Raw genomic sequence first — 18,871 nt, forward strand, 5'->3', positions numbered from 1 at the left:
TTCGCGGTGCCATGGCCGAAAGCGAACACCCGGCAGGCCCGATCTGCCCGAGCATCGATGCGACTGTGATCAGGCCCACGGCGGCTGCTCGCCATGGTGCGCACGTTGCAACGCCCATGGTGATGATCGAACGCGCGCGCGCGTAAGCCCGCGCGCTAGCCGACGGATGCGTTCCGCCGATACGGCCGTGATGCTCTCAGCCCACTCTGGCGTTTTCGCCACGCCGTCGCTCACGCCGAGCAGGTACAGGAGGAACCTGTCGAAACCGACGCAATACTTCGCCATAAAGACCTCGTCGTGAAGGCCCTCGGTGTAAAGCGTTTGCGCGATCGCGAGTAGCATCGCGGTGTCGGTATTCGGGCGGATCGGGATCCACTCGACCTCACCGCCGGTCTCGAGACTCGTGTTCTCTGGGCTTATGTTGATGAGTCGCGTGCCGGCGGCCCGCATTTTCTCCAGGCCCATTTTCACCATGTGCTTACCGACGAGACCCGGATTCAACGGCGAGCCGGCGAACGCGAGGTATAGCTTCGCAATCCTGCTCAAGCATGTTCCAGCTGGTTGGGGCGCCTTCAGCTTATCCATGTGGCCGACGATGTGCGGCATCACGGCTCTGGCCGCACCCAGGCTGTACGGATCGACTTGGCGCACATAACCGCACAAGCAATTCGGAAAACGATGGAAAGGGTCCGCGCTGCCCCCAGCCGTAGCTGCCGCCGAACACGGATTAGTTACCGTATTCGATGATGAGCTTCTTCGTTGCGACGGCAGCAAGGTCCAGCGCGTCGTCCCACCCCACTTCGACGGGTTCGCATGCGCGCTTCTCCGGCGCCTTTCTCCACCCACCGCAACGCACGTCCGGCCTCATCACGCGACTGCGCGCGCGGTGCTTCGAGCATCGCAAATCCGATGGGGGAGGGATCGGGATCTTCGCGTGCCCTTTCAGCGCAGGCCCGTTCGCCCCCCTGCTCTGCTTCGTAAATGCCCCATGCGTCGCCATGTAAACGGTCTTCCAATGTCCTCCGCCAGAAGTTAAGGCGACCGAAGCAGGCTAGTCGCGCGCCGACGAACAATCCATGAGGTTGCAGGCGGTCGACCTCGAATGCCCACTCCGTTAGAAAGCTCGTTACTTCTACATCTTAGAAATTAGATGGCGCGACGCCGTTTGCCCGACACGCAGCAACGATCGTATTGGCCATCAGCATGGCGACGGTAATCGGCCCAACGCCGCCCGGGACCGGCGTGATCGCACCAGCAACTTTTGCGCATTCTTTGAAAGCAACATCGCCGACGAGACGCGTTCTTCTATCGCCCATTCCTGGTGCAGAAATCCGGGTTAATACCGACATCGATCACGGTTGCTCCTGGTTTTATCCAATCCGCTTTGATTATCTCCGGACGGCTGACCGCAGCGACGAGAATATCGGCCTTGCGACACACTTCGGGGAGGCTCTTCGTGCGCGAATGCGTCATCGTCACTGTTGCATTCGCATTGAGCAGGAGCAGCGCCATCGGCTTGCCGAACAGGTTCGAACGGCCAATTACAACGGTATTCAAGCCCGACAGGTCATTGCCATGTGTGCGGCGTACAAAGACTATCGCGCGTGCCGGCGTGTAGGACACGAGGCCAGTTCCAGATCGCCCGTGGCAAGCTTACCAGCATTGACCACGTGAAGGCCATCCACATCCTTTTCGGACAGGATCAATTGAATGATTGGATTCGACTTCAACGGCTTTGGCAAAAGCAGCTGCATCAGAATGCCATGGATCGAGGGATCGTCATTCAATGACTGCACGAGGGAGATCAGTTCTTCCTGCGTAGTCTCAGCGGACAGTGTGCGCTCTATCGACGTAAAGCCGCATTCCCCGGCCATACGGCTCTGGCACCAACATAGGTGCGGCTTGCCGGATCATCGCCGACGATCACCACCGCCAGTCCCCGTCTTCACCCCCTTTTCCCGGTCCAGCGCGAGGGCCCGCCCCCTTCACCACTTCGATGACCGATGCCGCTGCTGTTTGCCGTCAATGATGTGAGCCATGCCCGTCATCCCACGCGCTCTGAGGCGAAGCTGCCTGGGCTCGCAGGAAAGACGACAGTGCGGCTGCCGTTGATGAAGATTCGGTGATGGATATGCGCGTGCACGGCGCGAGCCAGAACCTGACTTTCGACGTCGCGGCCGAGGGAGACGTAGTCCTCGGGGCTCTGAGCGTGCGTGATGCGAGCGGTGTCCTGCTCGATGATCGGGCCTTCGTCCAAATCTGCAGTGACATAGTGCGCCGTAGCACCGATCAGCTTCACACCACGCTTATAAGCCTGCCTATACGGATGAGCTCCCTTGAAGCTCGGCAGGAAGGAGTGATGGATATTGATGATCTGCCCTGACAGTCGCATGCAAAGCTGATCCGACAGAACCTGCATGTAGCGGGCAAGCACGATCAGATCAGTGCCAGTCTGCCCGACCACGTCCATCAGCTGGGCTTCGGCCTGCGGCTTATTTTCCTTCGTGACTCTTATGTGGTGGAAGGGGATATCATGATTAAGAACGACTTTCTGGTGGTCGAAATGGTTGGAGACTACGCCAACGATGTCGACTGGCAGCGCACCGGTCTTCCAGCGGTAAAGCAAGTCGTTAAGACAGTGCCCGAAGCGCGAAACCATCAGCAAGATCCTCATGCGCTTGGTTGCGTCATGGATCTTGGCGTCCATGCCGAATTTGGCGATGATCGGCTTGAACCCTTCGATCAATGCGGCTTGGTCAACCCTATCTTCTGAGATGAAGCTCACCCGCATGAAGAACCTGCCGGTGTCGAGATCGTCGAACTGCGATGAATCCACGATGTTGCAACCCTGTCCTGCAAGGTAGCCAGAGATCGCAGCAACGATTCCACGACGACTGTCGCATGTAACGGTGAGAGTAAACTTATTCATTTGCTGGGCCTAAGTATGTTTGGGATCTAAAGGGCCTTCTCCGACTCGGGCATTATCTCGAAGAGCTCGCCGACGAGCCCGTAGTCTGCGATTTGAAAGATCGGCGCTTGCTCGTGCTTGTTGATGGCGACGATGACCTTTGATTCCTTCATGCCAGGCAGATGCCGGATGGCACCTGAGATGCCGCAGGCGATGTAGAGCTCAGGAGCCACAATCTTGCTCGTTTGACCGACTTGCCTGTCGTTAGGCGCATAGCCGGCATCGACAGCCGCGACGCGCCGACGGCGGCTCCGAGCTTGTCAGCAACCGGCAGGATCACTTCCTTAAACTTCTCCGATGAGCCCAGCGCTCTGCCGCCCGAGATGACTATCTTGGCGGAGGTCAGCTCTGGACGCTCGGAGGCAGCCGTGACATCGGCAACGAAGGTCGAGAGACCTGAATTGGCCTTTACTGAGATCTCCTCGACCGGTGCCGAACCGTCAGCCCGGGCAGCGGCGAAGGAGGCGGTCCGCACGGTAATAACCTTCTTGGGTTTGCTCGTCTGCACTGTCTGGATGGCATTTCCGGCATATCGAACGCTTGAAAGTATCGGCAGAAACCACCTGGATGACTTCGGAAACCTGCGCCACATCGAGAAGCGCAGCCGCTCGCGGCATGATACTCTTGCCGACGCCGCTCGCAGCCGAAATGATGGTGTCGTAGCTGTCCGCGAGCGATATGATGAGAGCGGCCAATGGCTCTGCAAGGTTATGCGCAAATCGTCGCGTTCAGCAAGAAGACCCTTGGCAACAACCGAAAGCTTGGATGCCTGGTCAGCCGCGGCTTTCGCACTCTTGCCCGCTACAAGCACGTGCAAATCGGGACCGATTTTGCTGCCCGCTGACCGCGCCTTGGCGGTCCGGTCAGAAAGGGGCCGGTTGTCGTGATCAGCTAGAAGAAGAATAGCCACGGTAACTCCCTGGTTGACACCTACGAACTAAAGAACGCCGGCTTCGGTCTTCAGCCTGGAGACAAGCTCGGCGACCGAACCGACTTTGACGCCCGCCTTGCGACCGGCCGGTTCTTCGGTCTTCAGGCACCTTCAACCGTGGAGTGGTCTCGCCCCCAAAGTCGGCTTGGCTTTTCTTGTCAATCAGCCGCTTCTTGGCCTTCATGATTTTGGGCAGCGAGGCATAGCGCGGCTCGTTCAGGCGCAGATCCGTCGTTACCACCGCGGGCAGCGCAACCTCGATCATCTGCAGTCCGCCATCAATCTCGCGCGTGACTGTCGCCCTGCCATCCCCCATTTCACACTTTGAAGCGAAGGTCGCCTGGGCGCAACGTAGAAGAGCCGCAAGCATCTGGCCGTTGCCAACGATGATAAGGCCGGGCTTTTCGGCGTCAGCGCTGCCCTTCAGAATCTTGGCTACCGCGAGCGGCTCGATTGCATCTTCCGTCTCGACCAGAATTACCCGGTCCGCACCCATGGCAAGGGCCGTTCTCAACGTGTCCTTGGATTTGGCCGGACCTATCGAGACGACTACAACTTCCTTTGCTCGGCCGCCTTCCTTCAGCCGCAGCGCCTCTTCGACCGAGATCTCATCGAACGGATTCAGCGACATCTTGACGTTCGCAAGATCAACGCCAGAGCCATCCGGCTTGTCTCGGATCTTCACGTTGGAATCGACTACTCGTTTGACCGGGACAAGAACCTTCATATGCGAATTCGTCCTATATTTGCACCATGAGCGCGGCACGCCTTCGAATGATGAGGCAATACCGGGCTCAAGCTCTCGCTTCAGATTTCTATTCCCGGGGCTGCTTACTTCAAGTGGCAGCACCGAAAGCGCAACGGCTTGCTCATGCGCTCGCCAGGCGACTTTGTTCACCTTGCATCGATCCGCTGCGTGCTGATTTTCCGTGGCCGACCCGGCCCATCACGCTTTGACGCGCGTATTGTCGGGATCATAGAATGGGCGCGTCGATGCGATTGCAGCGTGCTTGACACCTGCCAGATCGATCTCGAACTGACCATTGCTAAGCCAATCAGGCCAGGCCTCCACGACATCCGCGACATAACCCATTGCGACCGAACAACCGAGCGTATGGCCATAGGCAGCCGATGTAGTCCGTCCGACATAAATGCCGTTTCGGTAAATCGGCTCGTCATGGAGCAGAATGGGTTCGGGGTCAGTTAGGCGGAAAAATGCAAGTCGGCGCCGAAGCCCTTCGGCTTTCAGCTTCTCGAGCGCTTTCCGACCGATGAAATCCTCATGCTTCCGCAATGAGACAGCAAAACCGAGACCGGCTTCCAAGGGACTATCGGTCGGCGTGATGTCGTGGCCGAAATGCCGGTAGCCTTTCTCAATGCGGAGCGATTCAATAGCGTGACCGCCGGCTAGCCGTAGTCCGAGATCTTCTCCCTCCTTGACCAGAAGATCGAATACCGGTCCAACGAACTCGGTAGGAAGATAAATCTCCCAACCCAGCTCTCCAACATACGTTACGCGCTGCGCTGTCGCGATTGCGTACCCGATCTCGATCTGCCGCGAGGATCGGAATGGGAAGGCCTCGTTCGAAAAGTCGGCGGGCGAAACCCTTCGCATCAAGTTTCGTGACTTTGGCCCCATGACGGACAGCACGGCAAAACCGGACGTGACATCCGTTACGACAACGCGGGAGTCCGGCCGTAGATTTTTTCGGATCCAATTAATGTCGGTGGGTTGCGCCGGGGCACTGGTAACCATCATGTAGCGCTTTTCGGACAAGCGGGTGAAAGTGACGTCCGCGACGATGCCGCCGCGACTGTTTAGCATCTGCGTGTACACTAGGTTTCCCAGAGCCACCGACATATTGTTTGCGCATATCCGCTGCAGCTCCGCTTCGGCGTCAGGCCCTTCGATGAAGGTCTTTCCAAACGAGGACAGGTCGAATATGGCGACATCTTCCCGGGCCGCGCGATGTTCGCCCGCCACGCATTCAAACCAATTCTGACGCCCAAACGAATATTCGTATTGGGACTTCACGCCGTCGCGAGCATACCAGTTGGCTCGCTCCCAACCGGCTGCACTGCCGAAAACTGCGCCCTTCTTTTGCAGACGTGAGTGGAGCGGAGTTTCACGGACCGGCCGCGCGGTTTCGAACTGTCGGTTGGGCCAGTGAATGGCTTGGAGCCGCCCCACACTCTCGGAGATTCGGTCGTGAAGAAATCTCTCATTGATCTCAAAATCGTTGAAGCGCGCAACGTCGAGGTCGGACAGATCCATCGTCGGCTCGCCCTGGACTATCCACTCGGACATCGCCTTGCCTACGCCGGCGGACATGACGATACCTTGGGAGTTAAATCCTGCAGCGACATAGAGATTTGCCACGTTTGGTGCTTCGCCGAGAATGAAGCGGTTGTCAGGCGTAAAGCTCTCGGGCCCGTTAAGGAAATGACGAATGCCCAGGTCTGCTAGGAGCGGGATGAGCTCCAATGCGTGCGACAGCGACCGCTCGAAATGGTCCCAGTCAGGGCTCAGCTCGCCGAAATGGAAGTTACTGGGGAGCTTTGACATCGGCAGGGGTTTAGCCCGCGGCTCGAAGGTACCGACTAGCAGTTTGCCCGCGTCTTCCTTGACGTAAACAAAGCCATCTCCGTCGCGAAGCACAGGAAGGTTCGGCGTGATATTCTTGTGTGTCTCGGTGACGACGTACATATGTTCGGCGGCATAGAGCGGGATCTTCAGTCCGATGGACTTACCTAGTTCACGAGACCAAGCACCCGCGCACAGAACAGCTACTTCGCACCCGATGTTGCCCTTGTCGGTAAGAACTCCTCGGATCGATCCGTTTTTGATCTGGAAACCTGTGACCGTGACGCCTTCGAAGATTTTGGCACCGCCTTGGCGTGCACCCTTCGCCAAGGCCTGCGTGGTGTCAATCGGGTTCGTCGTTCCGTCGCCGGGAATGTACGCTCCGCCCACCAATCTCTTGACGTCGACCAACGGATGGGATCGCCCGATTTCATCGGGGGTTACCATTTGAGCCTCTAGTTGGAAGTGATCAACGAGCGCGATTCGGCGGGCAATCTCCGTCAACCTTTCGGGCGTGCGCGCCAGCATCAGACTTCCGGTTTGACGAAAGCCAGTGTCTTGACCGGTTTCCTCCTTAAGCGCGCTGAATAGTTCGACTCCGTATCTGCTCAGATTAGTCATTATGAGCGAGGAGCGCAGCTGGCCCACGAGACCTGCGGCATGCCAAGTCGTGCCACAGGTTAGTTGGCCCCGCTCAAGAATGACAACATCCCGCCACCGCGCCTTGGTTAGATGATAGGCTATGCTCGTCCCGATGATTCCGCCGCCGACCACGATGACTTGCGCGTGCGAGGGTAGTGTCATGCGTCATTGTCTCCACATTTCGTAACGGATGAGTTTCGCCTTCCCTGGAAGTAAGTCATCAAAGGCCGGCGAGTTAGCTTGAGGCCGCAACGCTTCTGATGCGAAACGAGTTGAAGACGGGCGCTGAACAATCCGACTTGGACAATTTCTCAATCAAAGATCTCGCCTAGTCGGGCGATAACCGACGATTCCAGACCTAACAAAACACGACGTTCAACGAGCATCGCACACCGCCGCGACCGATCTTTAGATCGACAGCCCGAGCACTCCGAATGTACAGCACAATGCAAACGCCCGCCTACATGAAACGGCGTCATCACAGTTCACGGTACGCATCTTGAAAACCCTGGTGAACGGCAAAGGTCGGAATCAATGCTCCGAACTGGAGCAAGTCCCAAGACGCTCCACGGAAGAACCGTTCGCAAGCAGCTGCAAAGCAATCGATCGTCGGGCCGACCGAAAGGGCACGATCGCGGCGCTGACCCCGAACATAGTTGCGAGCAACATTGACAGCCGGCATCAATACGGCATTCCCGCACTCGGTCACGACGAAACTACTTCTTCGGTTGACCGCTAGCGCTTCAGTCTCAATCATTCAGGTCGCGCTCCCACCTTCGGTGACTGAGCGAGGACCCAGGCGCAGAGCTGCTGGTCCTATGCCCTACTTCATAGTTTGAGATTTAAAACTTCATCGACGCATGATGACGGCAAATATCGGCCGAAGTTGAAGGATTTCCGCAAAATGCCCCCCCTAGAGATCAATTTGGCTGCGACATTGCGGACCGGCTGTATCTACAGCGTTAGATCGAAGTATTGGGCAGAACACGCGGTAAACCCGGCGGACCGCCCCCACCCGCGACGCAAGTCGTCAATCAGTCTCGCCTCAGCACACCCCCTCATAGCCTTGGCGCGGCGCGCGCTGACGCGCTCTTGGGAAATTTTAAGCAGACACTCCAGTCGCCTCGGTGAAAGAGGTCTCACTTTGAGAACCAATCATCGGATGACGACAAGTAGACTCGTGCTCGCCTCCCGGTCTCGTGCCAAAGCTCCGCGCCGCTGGACACCATAAGCGGCGAGGCTCGGGTTTTCATACATCATGACTGCGACGCGGTCACACCACCGAAAATGAAAGTTGGTTCTTGGTCATTCAAGATTGATTTCGTAGCAACATGGCAAGATGCGAAAGTCTACTTTCCTCGAAAGCACAATCTCGGCGCAGAATGGCCTCCGGCGGGCATGCCGGAGGCCTTCTTGGAGGTTAAACGTTCATGCAAAGAGCCTGATTGTATCTCCTTCTACTGGTTTGACAGGAAACTCAGAAGTTTCGTTGAGCGCGGAGCAGTAGCGTGAGGGTGCCCTGGTCCTTCAGTTCGTAAGTACCGGCTGGCTTCGCGATGGACGCCTGCAGGGGCAGCGTCACGGTGCTTCCGCTCGCATATTTCTGATCGAGCATGGTATAGGAGAGGTCGGCCGAGAACGTCAGGTTCTTAACTGGGGTCCAGCCACTGTAAATGCCGACGGTTGCGTAGTTGAAGTCCGGGTTACAGCCGGCAAGACCGCTGGACAGGGCCAACGTGCCGACGAACGCACCGCAGATGTAGCTCTTTGCGGTGCCGTTGTAGCGCACAGCCGCGTAGGCGCCATAGATGCTGGTGAACCAGTGCGGATCCCAGTTGTGATTAAAAGCGCCATTGAGACCATAGGTCGTGGTCAATTCTTGGCCAGCACCAGCAACGAAAACGGAATCGGAAAGACCAGCAAGCCCGATGGTTTGGTAAGCTCCCGGCACGCCGCCGCCGCCGCCGTACATCGCGAAGGCAGACGGCAAATAGCTCTGGAAGTTGTAGCGGCTTGCACCGTACGTATACACACCCTGCAGGTTGATGCTGTCACCCGCTCCCGTCGGAATGTTCTTGATGGACAACGCCAACTGACCAGCCCCCCCCCATTTATCGCCCGGGTGCCCAGTGACCTCTGAAGCTCCATAGTAGCCGGCATGATTGTTGTGAGCCGCTAACGATGCCTGGACGAGACCCCATGCCTGGTCAACACGAACCATTGCAACGAGGTCAGGCGCCCGTGAACCGCCAATATCATTTGCTCCGTATGCACCGGTAGCAAGCCCCGCCGTTGTTGCGCCATTCACGTTCCAAACGTTGGTCGTGTAATTTTGGACCTGGTCCTGAACCGAGAAAGCAGCCGTCATCCCCTGACCGAAATCGGAGGTATAGGTGAGCTGGTTCACACGCTCCCAGCCACCGCCACCCGGAAGCTCCATCATGTTGCCAGGGTATTCGGCCCACGGCGCCGAGAACTGCGACTGCGCCTTACCAAAGGTGAATCCCGCGAACTGGATGAAGGCGTCGAAGACACCGAGCACACCAGCTCCAGGAACGTTGGACCCCGAGTCATAGGCGGTTGCACCACCCGCAGCACCCGCGCCGGCGCCGCCGTAGCCCCCGTCGGTCCAAGTATACACCCCGTAGAAGTAGGCGCGAACCATGCCGTACTCTGTCGCGGTGCGCGTATCCATCGTGAGCGCACCACGAGAACGCGACAAGTAGTAATTGCTCAGGCGATTATGCGCACCAGCAACACCTCCGGTCGCGAAGCCACCGTCAGAGTTACTGCCGAGTTGGAGATCCGTACGCAGATAGCCGCCCAGCCTGGCGCAAGTGTCCGTGCCCGGGATGTAGTAGAAACCAGCACCGTACAACGAACAGACCTTTACGTACTCGATCACCTTCGCCTTCAAAGGGAGATCGGCCGCTTGCGCCCCCCCCCCCACAAGCACCGCGGCGGAGCCGAGAAAAAAGCTCGTTGTCAAGTTCATCGATAAACCTCCAAGTTGGAAACGCCGTTTCCGTCCTTCAAAAATCCGCCGTCGCCCTTGAACGGGCTGAGCTTGACGGACCGACTCCGAGGCACCCCTCGAGTCTCCCGCCTTATAAATTTGACGAATGATTGTTGCAATAAATTAATATCATCAATTATATTTGGTGCGTCAATGTTGCAATATGGCAACATACGCCCCTACTTGAACACCCGCTCCCGAGGGAGAATACAAAAAGAGCCCCCAGGGGGCATCCTGGAGGCTCCAACTGTGGAGATTTCGCATAAACCGCTGGCCAAGAGGCATTGCGATTGTGGTGGAACCATCGACTACTTAATTGCATTTGTCAATTGACATTTTTGAATAGCAGTTGTGTACGTGCTACTCTTTTTCGAGCTCCCACGAGAGGTTACTAAGTTCGCGATCTTTTGTGTCGAACCAGCACTTGAAGTGGCGGAAAACTGTCATGGCCGAAAAAGAACATTCGGAAAGAGCCGTGCGCGATTTCTTCTGGAACATCGTCGAACTCCACTCACACCTTGAGGAAATACATAAGGGATGGGGCCAGATGCTGGGCATATCGGAGCCTCAGTGGCTGATTTTGATGGCGATAGACGAACTCGATGAAGGTCGCGGCGTTTCAGGAATCGCCGTTGCGAACAAGCTGAGGATTCACCCCGCCTTCGTCACCAATCAAACTAAGAAACTCGAGAGTCTGGAACTTTTGGCACGCCTCCCCTCACCTGATGACGGAAGATTCTTGCAGATGTCGCTGACCGAAAAAGCGCGCGCAGGAATTACGGCTCTGTCGATCACGAGAACAGCCGTTAATTCGACTATCTTTGCCGAGCTTGACGAGGAATCTCTTCGGTACCTGAATCAACGACTGATCTCGATTGCCAAGAATAGTCGGTTGGCCGCTCAGAAACTGAGCTTGGGCATATTGTAGCGCGGAAGGGCTCGCCCGGAGAAACTAGTCGCCAAAGTTCTTTATCGTTTGCGGCCTTCTGGCGCTCCGGAGCACACGTCGAGTTGGTAACGTGTTGGAGTAGTCCGGAGATCAATAGCGCCGGCGAAGGTTTTTACTGAGCCATTGGGCAAGCATAATTTCTCGGGCGAATTGTTTCTAGTTTGCTCTCCAGCCATCCGAGGATGCAATCATCGGAGCGCACGAAGTTCTCGATCTCTCCAACTGCAGTCCGTATCATATGTGGAATGGCCAATTCCAGATCAATGCGCGCCGCTGTACAGTCCGCTTGAAGTTCGATCGCCTCCGAGATGCTGACCGTACCGCGCCCACCGGCTACCACGAGAACCGGGCATCTCACCTGCCGGACTAATCGCGAGCGAAGTGCAGAGATCATCCCCTCATCCAGGACGTCATCAGTCATCGTCATCCAGCCGACAGACGCTCGGGTACGCGCCCAATCCCAAAGTCCGCCGTCGCAAACCGCCGCGGCAACCCGCCCGTCAGATACAGCAAACGTCGTAGCCAGAACCGCCGACAACCCTTCTCCATACACGCCGATCCGGGCGGCATCGACATCCGGCCGAGCTGAAAGATAGTCCAGGCAGCAAGATAGGGAAATTTCCGACTGGCCGCGCCAATGATTTGAAACCTCATCGTGAGAGACAACGAGGATTGAGATGCGCCGCCCGATCACCGCCGGCAAGAGCCTTCCTAGGAGGGTCACCGCAGTTTCCTGATCTCTGCTAATGCAAATAACTGCCGGCGCAGGTAGCTCCGGGCTGCCGGCAGGCAAGTAATAGGCCGACAGCTCGACGACATCACAGCAGACTTGTATTCGCTCCAGCTTGCGCTCAAGAGGTGCCCCGAACCTCTGAATGCCAGCTTCGACTTTGGCGGAGACGTCGAGGTTTTGTGGATCTTCTTCTTCACCTAATCGTCTGGCAACTTCGAAGGCGGTCAGCGCGCACAGCCAAGCTTCGATCGCCTCATCAAGGCGCTTCTTTTCGACGTTTAGGTCCCCAAGCTGGCACTGAGCATCTCCGATGCTTGTCCATCTCGCAACCCAGTTGTTCCGGCTTACGCCGTCGCGATCGTCGGGGACATTGTCAAGGAACATCGCGGCTCCTGATCGTGTGGAGACGAGATTATCCCCAATATGGGGCGGCTCAGCGCATAGCATCCGATTCCCCCTCCGGCGCGAATTCTTCACCATCCGCTCAAGAATTTCGTACGGAGATCGAACCGCGCCCATCTATCGCTATAAGCTAGAGGGTTGTCGGCCTTCATTCATCTCCTTCATTACGAAAATACTACTGAGGCAACGAGCAGAAAATCACCAATATCGGTCTCGTTGTGGGGAATTTCTGCATCGAGCGCGCATTTTTATCTATTTCATGCTGCGCGTTAACCAAGCTTGCAAACCTGAGCCAACAACGGGTGCTTGGCCATCGAACGGCGCGATGGCGAGACTTACACACTAGGCGAGATCACGCCTTGTGGCAGCTCATTCGGCGGCCAGCCGGCTTTGCACTTCGAACCGCAACGCGCCCGAGGGAAGAGAGTAGGGACCGATCGCGCGTGCTGCTCGCATTGCTGCAGCAGAGCGCGCACTCTCTGCCTGGCACGCGGCTGAGCAGGCCGCACTACGCGACGAATCTGTACAGATCCTTTCGATCAACGGGCAACGGCCGACTTTACCGAAGTGCAGAGCGAAGCGCTGCGCAACTACGGGACGGGCGTGATCTTGTGCCGCGGAGACGAGTTCGTTTTAAACGCTGCCTGCTCCAGCTCCTCCCAACGGACAAGCAGCCGGAGCACAATAGCGCCATCATCAGCTGCTCGCCTGCCTCTCGCAGGTTCTGCGCTTAGCAGGATTCCAGGAGATCAGCTCTCTCAAAATTTCCTTCGTGGCCTATCGAGCCATCCGCCCGTGTTTGCCGTCCGCTGCAAGTGTAGCGAAATCCTTTCTCCGCCGCGAGCCGCTCTAACAGTGGTGCCGGTTCGAGCGATCGATCGCCGGTTCGTTTAGCTTAATAAGCGAGCCTGTCGGCAATAAGACTAAGGCCGACTTCGTTAGCCCAATACATCGGACCGCCGCGATAGACCGAGCCTCCCAAAACCATTTAGCCAAACCACCTCAATATCGCTAGGACGAGCTGCGATGCCTTCTTCGAGAATGCGCGCATCTTCGTTGATCATGGTGACCTTGCCCCCAAGTTTTATCCAGTCCTGAGTTCGCCCTGGCGTGTGGATTTGCCGGGTTGGGCGGTGGTAGCGACGGGAGCTGGCGCGGAGCCCTCGAGATACGCAGCGCCAGATCCCGTCGCGGGTGGCATTTGCTGGCGAACTCGGAGGGCGTCTTCCATCCGAGCTGCGAGTGTGGTCGTTCATCGTTGTAATCGGCCCGCCAACATCCGAGCGCGATGCGGGCCTAGGCCAGCGACGTGAACATCGTCTCATTCAACAGTTCATCCCGCAGCCAGCCTGAAGCTCTCGATGAAGGCGTTCTGAATGGGCTTACCCGGGGCGATGTAGTGCCATGCGACGCGGCTCTGATCGGCCCAGGTCAGGATGGCGTTGCTGGCGAGCTCGCTGCCGTTGTCGCTGACCACCATTTTCGGCTTGCTGCGCTCAATCAGTAGCCGGCGCAGTTCCCGCGCCACCCGGGTGCCGGAGAGCGAGATGTCAGCCACCAGCGCCAGACACTCGCGGGTATGGCCGGGGACCGCGCGACGCACTCATGTGCGCCTCGTGGTGCAGTCGTCGACCACGGTCAGGATGCGGAAGCGGCGGCCATCGGTGAGCTGGTCCGATACGAAGTCAAGCGACCAGCGATCGTTGGGGGCCATCGGCACCATCATCAGGGCCCCGGTCCCAATTGCTCGCTTGCGGCCGCCACGGCGCCGCACTGCGAGCTTCTCCTCCCGGTAGAGCCGGAAGAGCTTCTCGTGGTTGACCAGATAGCCCTCTCGCTTGAGCAAAACATGGAGGCGCCGATAGCCGAAGCGACGGCGCTCCTGGGCCATCGCCCTCATGCGTTGACGCAGGGCGGCTTCATCCGCCCGGGTCGTCTGGTATCTGACGGTCATGCGGCAATAGCCGATGGCTTTACTTACACGCACGCCATTCGCTCATCCCGTGGGCCTCCATGAGATGCGCGACAGCTTTCCGCGGCGTCACCACTTCTTTCCCAACAAGTCCTTCAACGCCGCGTTGTCCAGCATGGCGTCGGCCAGCAGCCGCTCCAGCCGCTTGTTCTCATCCTCCAGCGTCTTCAGCCGCTTGGCCTATGAGACCTCCATCCCGCCAAACTTAGCTTTCCATTTGTAGATACTGGCGTCACTGCCACCGTGCTTCCGGCACAGATCGGCAACTGAAACGCCAGCCTCGTGCTCCTTCAAAATCCCGTTGATCTGCTCTTCCGAAAAGCGGCTGCGCTTCATGCTCTGGTCCTCGCGCGGGGCCAGAACGAACTTAAAACTGGATTAAGCCCGTGGGGCAAGGCGTTGGATAGCTCAGGCGCTCCAGACTCTCATCATCGCAAATTGCGCGACGCTTGGGTCCGAGTTTTTTCAGTGTTTTTGGCGATTAGCCTCTCCACCTCGGGTTCTGGAATTGGCGTGCGCGATCCGGTATCATACTTGTACCAGCCCTTGCCGGTCTTTTGACCAAATCGACCGGCCTTGCACAACGCATTCTCGATTTCAGATCGTGATGCCCTGCGCCTTGGGCCATTGCAAGCTGATCCAACCCCGCTAGATCGCTCACAGCGAACGAACCCATCGGCATGCCAAACTTGAGCACTACCGCATCAATCTGCTGGGACAGGGCGCCCTCTGCTTGTAATCTTGTTCAAACATTCGATTGCCGACCAATCCGTCGCAAACTCCGACCACCACTGGCACTTTGCTGATCCTGCGCGCTACCGAGACCGGTCACGAGCGCCTCGGGCGTTGTTCGCGCACTGCGAACGTTTTGCACAACTTCATAACGTTCGCCGGCGAAAAAATGCATCCCCAATGTGTCCCTCCGGACGCGATGTGTGATTGGCAATCTCATCGATGCTTAGACAGGGGGTATCTGAGGCAAGTACCGCGCCGGGCTTTCTTACACTCGCAGAGCTGTCGACGGACATCTATCTTAAGTGCCATGGATTCAAAGGCCGCCTCTATGATGAGGTCAGCGCCTCTAACATTTTCGATGCCCACCATAGCTTGGATCAGAACCATGCGTTTGGCAGGTGTATCGGCCGAGATCCGCCGCGAGCACGGTCGCCTCCCAGTTCTTACGCACCGCGGCCATGCCACGCTTGAGCTGCTCCCTGCCCTTCTCGATCAGTGTCACGTGTATCCCCGCATTGGCGAAAGACATTGCGATACCGCCGCCCCTTGTGCCTGCGCCGAGGATCGCCACGGATTCGACCACGCGTGATGGTCGTTTTGGGGACATCCGCGATCTTGGCCGCGTCGCGCTCGGCAAAGACCGCATAGCAGTGCCTTGGACTTATCGCTTCCTCTCAGTTTGAGGAAAGCGTATACTCCTTTTTCCGCCGTTCCTCGAACAGGAGGTCTATCGCGCATGCGATCGCGGCGGCGAAAGGCGCTTCCAGGCGACGCACCCGTTTCGTCGTTGAAGCGACCGCAATCGTAAGGATCGCCCGGTCGATCCTTGCTGCAGCCAACTTCGAATCATCTTCGCGCAACTTGCGTAAGGGTCGCTTGTCGACAAGCACCTTGCGCAGGAACGCTGTACCGCCGGCTTCGGCGGTTTCGACAATCTCGTCGATCAAGCCAGTCTTCAGTGCCTCGGAAGCGAGAACTGGGGCACCTCCTAAGATCATTCTTACGGTAGCTCAGGTCCCACCACACGTGGGAGCTGCTGGGCCCCGCCGCCGCCAGGCAAGAGGCCGAACTTGACTTCGGCCAGGCCCAGCTTGGCATCTTGCGTCGCGACACGGAAATAGCAGGCCCGCGCCAGCTCGAGCCCACAGCCGAGTGCTACATCATGAATTGCCCCGCGACGATTGGCTTCGGCGACTTTTCTATGCTCGCTAGCCCCTCGACCCATTCAAGCCATTCAGACTCCCGCGATGGCTCATCAAACTCGGCAATATCTGCCCCCCGCAAGAAGCTGCGACCAGCACAGCCAAGCAAGATTTCTTTGATGTCAGGATTTCTGGTCGCATGTCTGATGGATTTGAGAGTATCTTTTTTGTCCCTGACGGCTCAGTACGTTCACTGACGAATTATCGACCATGACGATGGCGACGATATCATGGCGTTCGAGCTGACTACTCACTCACGGCTAGCTAAAATCGATCGTTGTTGTGTTCGCTTGTGCCCTGAGGGGGGTCTCCAGCGCCACTGGCTACGGTGATGTTAATTGTCTCGCGTTGGCCGCACTGGGCCACAGTTTTCGCTGGCCTTGCCGAAGGTTGATCGCCTGCTTTGTACGCGGCTTGACCGACTAGCTACGGCCTGCGCGGATTGCCTGGCAGCTCACGTTTGTGCCGAGCTCGATCTCGCGGAGGCGGACGTGCGCTTCAAAAGTCGAGGGCAACAGCAAGCGCGATGCGCTTCGGACGCAAAACCCTCGATCGCGATCGTTAGCTGGTCCAATGGCCGTGGTAGTAAGCTCCTGCGTTTGCCCGCGGGTTTAGACGCGAGCTCAAACTTGTTCCCGGTGTCAGCTTGGCAGTAGCGCCCCTCCTTGAAGATCTCGTGTTTTCCGCGCAAGTGGCGCGATGGAGCAACGGACACTGTACCAGTAGCGTCGACGGCAACGATCACCGCAACCGACGACTTGTCTAGGCCGTCGCTGAAGTGCATGGTATCGTTTCGCCAAACGTAGTCCATGGGAGTGAGGCCGCTCGCCGCTTGCGATTATGCGCGGAGCATCCGCCCAAGTTGGAGCATTTGCGGCATAATGATCGGATCGCTCGCGGCGCTTTTCGCCAAAGGGTGCGAAGCGAAGCGCGCGACGACCATCTCTGCCTTGGGCGCGATATAGAGGCGCTGGCCGTGTATACCCCGCGCTTCGAAGGCGTCCAACTCGTTGTGCGTTACCCACCACTGGCTCCGATACGAATAACCAGGCAGGTGCTTTATGCCCGCCTCTTTGAACTTCGCGCGATCGCCGCCGCGATGTACTTCATGGACAAACGCAGCCGGAATCAGCTGACGGCCGTTCCAGTCGCCTTCTTGCCTCATCAACTCCCCGAAGCGCGCGAGATCGCGCAGAGTAAGGTGCAAACCTCCGCCAGCGATCGGCATGCCCGCGGCGTCTATGCTGACGTAACCGTCCTCTTCGCAGCCGAGCGGCGCCCACAGTCGCTGCTGCAGTAGCTGGGCAAAGGAACGACCAGTCACGCGTCCCATGATCCAGCCCAGAACGCTTGTATTGACGCTCCTGTACGCGAAACGCTCGCCATGCGCGCTACCCTTGCGGACAGTGCGCAGGTAGTCGCACATGGTCCGCGGCCCGGCGTAGCCGACCGGCGGCGGCCGCCAGCCCGTCGCGTATTCATAGGCCTTTTCGTCGGAGCTCGCATCGAATTGGTCGTCCGTATAAAGGACACCCGTCTCCATATCCATTACCTGACGTAGCGTGGCGTCGTGCCACGCGGAACCGCTCAGCTCCGGCAGATAGCGCGGTATCGTCGTGGTATCGTCGAGCACGCCTTCATAGACCAACGCCGCGGTGAGGGTGCCGGCATACGATTTCGTCATCGACTGGGATGCATGCGGCAACTGCGGTTCTAGAGAGCCGAAATAGCGTTCATACACGACCCGCCCGCGATGCAGAACTAAAATGCCATCAGTATACGTATCGAACAGCGCCTCACCGAAGCAGCGGGTGCATCCGTTGCTATCGACGAAGGTGAGCGCGTCGATGTCAGCGACCGTGTCGCCGCGGTGCAGCGGTGACGGCCCGGTTCGCCCTCGCCACACGTTGACGGTTGGCCAAAGCTCGCGCATGTGCGACAGCGACCAACGGATCTGCGGGAAATCCATAAAGGTGTCGCTCTCGAACGTGATGCGCTTACCATCCGGTGGCGGCGCACCGTGCATCCACTCAAGCTCCCCTGGATCGGATGCGCGGCCATCGGGATAGCGCCTACCATCAAATTCGAGCATGCTCATGAGAACTCCGTAATCCATATCTTGCGGTCGCGCCTAGTGTTCCTGATACTTGGCTTGAAAAGCCGAAATAATTTAATATTTGCTCCGGCACCTACGAAATTGCGCGTTTCTTTGCGAGATCACGAGGATTAAGCGCGGAGGCTGACCGTAGAGATTATGACGACGTCTGCCGGAGCACGATGATTACCCTTCGACGTGCGACGACGAGCCTTTTGCTGCGCTTTCGCTTGCAGGCTCTTAGAAGCACTTATCAAAATGGCGCCAGGGCAGTCAGGCGCGAGCCGAGCCGCGCCGACGACTACCCCAGCGCTTAAAAGAGTAAAGGAGTTTCGTTTGGCCCGGCGATTTGCCAGGGCAGCTCAACAATATCGCTCTCTAGTCGAAGCCAGCTCGGCCTTGGCCCCGCCCATGGTATGTGTGTGCGTTTGCGCCATTGAAGGAGGGACTTGCTACCGGTGTTAGGGTGACTTTCACATGCGCAAATTGGGCTTCTTGAGCGCTCGTCGGCCATTTCCAGACCGCCGCTTCTTAGACAGCGCTGAAATTGGACACTCCACGTTATAGATGGGAGCCGTCAGGATGCATGGGCCTCTCTGATAACCGACCAGGTGCCCCTGGAGACTACGCGAGAGACTTCCA

At 57.8% G+C, this 18,871-nt stretch carries 10 protein-coding genes and 7 pseudogenes; 1 reads left to right on the forward strand and 16 read right to left on the reverse strand.

What is annotated here, in order from left to right; genetic code table 11:
- Nucleotides 1-69 precede the first annotated feature (69 nt).
- From NLM27_RS26150 to NLM27_RS26185, 8 genes and pseudogenes are all read right to left on the reverse strand, one after another.
- A complete protein-coding gene (locus NLM27_RS26150) occupies nt 70-606 on the reverse strand; it encodes a molybdopterin-dependent oxidoreductase (protein ID WP_254146044.1) in 537 nt (178 codons plus the stop codon).
- A 533-nt stretch (nt 607-1,139) separates the two neighbouring features.
- A pseudogene (gene folD, locus NLM27_RS26155) lies at nt 1,140-2,039 on the reverse strand (bifunctional methylenetetrahydrofolate dehydrogenase/methenyltetrahydrofolate cyclohydrolase FolD).
- A gap of 5 nt (nt 2,040-2,044) precedes the next feature.
- Entirely contained in the window at nt 2,045-2,929 is an 885-nt protein-coding gene (purU, locus tag NLM27_RS26160; RefSeq protein ID WP_254146045.1) for a formyltetrahydrofolate deformylase, read from the reverse strand.
- A 26-nt stretch (nt 2,930-2,955) separates the two neighbouring features.
- A pseudogene (locus tag NLM27_RS26165) lies at nt 2,956-3,878 on the reverse strand (electron transfer flavoprotein subunit alpha/FixB family protein).
- Nucleotides 3,879-3,905: 27 nt separating this feature from the next.
- Nucleotides 3,906-4,626 (reverse strand): annotated as a pseudogene (locus NLM27_RS26170) (electron transfer flavoprotein subunit beta/FixA family protein).
- Nucleotides 4,627-4,845: 219 nt separating this feature from the next.
- Nucleotides 4,846-7,287, reverse strand: a complete 2,442-nt coding sequence (locus NLM27_RS26175) for an FAD-dependent oxidoreductase (protein WP_254146046.1) — start codon at nt 7,285-7,287, stop codon at nt 4,846-4,848.
- A gap of 316 nt (nt 7,288-7,603) precedes the next feature.
- Entirely contained in the window at nt 7,604-7,882 is a 279-nt protein-coding gene (locus NLM27_RS26180; RefSeq protein ID WP_254146047.1) for a hypothetical protein, read from the reverse strand.
- Nucleotides 7,883-8,602: 720 nt separating this feature from the next.
- The gene (locus NLM27_RS26185; protein ID WP_254146048.1) at nt 8,603-10,120 is read right to left on the reverse strand and encodes a porin; all 1,518 of its coding nucleotides are present in this window, start codon (nt 10,118-10,120) and stop codon (nt 8,603-8,605) included.
- A gap of 466 nt (nt 10,121-10,586) precedes the next feature.
- Here NLM27_RS26185 and NLM27_RS26190 point away from each other — a divergent pair, with 466 nt between their 5' ends.
- Nucleotides 10,587-11,069, forward strand: coding sequence for a MarR family winged helix-turn-helix transcriptional regulator (locus NLM27_RS26190; protein WP_254146049.1), 483 nt, complete (start codon nt 10,587-10,589; stop codon nt 11,067-11,069).
- A gap of 133 nt (nt 11,070-11,202) precedes the next feature.
- Here NLM27_RS26190 and NLM27_RS26195 read toward each other — a convergent pair whose 3' ends face one another.
- The 8 genes and pseudogenes from NLM27_RS26195 to NLM27_RS26225 all read right to left on the reverse strand — a co-directional run bounded on the left by NLM27_RS26195 (nt 11,203) and on the right by NLM27_RS26225 (nt 18,232).
- Nucleotides 11,203-12,207 (reverse strand): S9 family peptidase, encoded by a 1,005-nt coding sequence (locus tag NLM27_RS26195; RefSeq protein WP_254146050.1) that lies wholly within the window; start codon nt 12,205-12,207, stop codon nt 11,203-11,205.
- 795 nt (nt 12,208-13,002) lie between these two features.
- A pseudogene (locus NLM27_RS26200) lies at nt 13,003-13,289 on the reverse strand (3-hydroxyacyl-CoA dehydrogenase family protein); the annotation flags it as partial.
- Between the two features lie 20 nt (nt 13,290-13,309).
- Nucleotides 13,310-14,533: pseudogene (locus NLM27_RS26205) on the reverse strand (IS3 family transposase).
- A 145-nt stretch (nt 14,534-14,678) separates the two neighbouring features.
- A pseudogene (locus NLM27_RS44095) lies at nt 14,679-14,924 on the reverse strand (3-hydroxyacyl-CoA dehydrogenase family protein); the annotation flags it as partial.
- Between the two features lie 221 nt (nt 14,925-15,145).
- Nucleotides 15,146-15,578, reverse strand: a pseudogene (locus NLM27_RS26210) (3-hydroxyacyl-CoA dehydrogenase NAD-binding domain-containing protein).
- A 28-nt stretch (nt 15,579-15,606) separates the two neighbouring features.
- Entirely contained in the window at nt 15,607-15,879 is a 273-nt protein-coding gene (locus tag NLM27_RS26215) for a hypothetical protein (protein ID WP_254146051.1), read from the reverse strand.
- 53 nt (nt 15,880-15,932) lie between these two features.
- Nucleotides 15,933-16,157, reverse strand: a complete 225-nt coding sequence (locus tag NLM27_RS26220; protein ID WP_254146052.1) for an enoyl-CoA hydratase-related protein — start codon at nt 16,155-16,157, stop codon at nt 15,933-15,935.
- A gap of 815 nt (nt 16,158-16,972) precedes the next feature.
- Nucleotides 16,973-18,232: a serine hydrolase gene (locus NLM27_RS26225; RefSeq protein ID WP_254146053.1), complete on the reverse strand. Its 1,260-nt coding sequence runs from the start codon at nt 18,230-18,232 to the stop codon at nt 16,973-16,975.
- Nucleotides 18,233-18,871: the final 639 nt, after the last annotated feature.

It is taken from the genome of Bradyrhizobium sp. CCGB12, assembly GCF_024199845.1.
Taxonomy (GTDB): Bacteria; Pseudomonadota; Alphaproteobacteria; order Rhizobiales; family Xanthobacteraceae; genus Bradyrhizobium.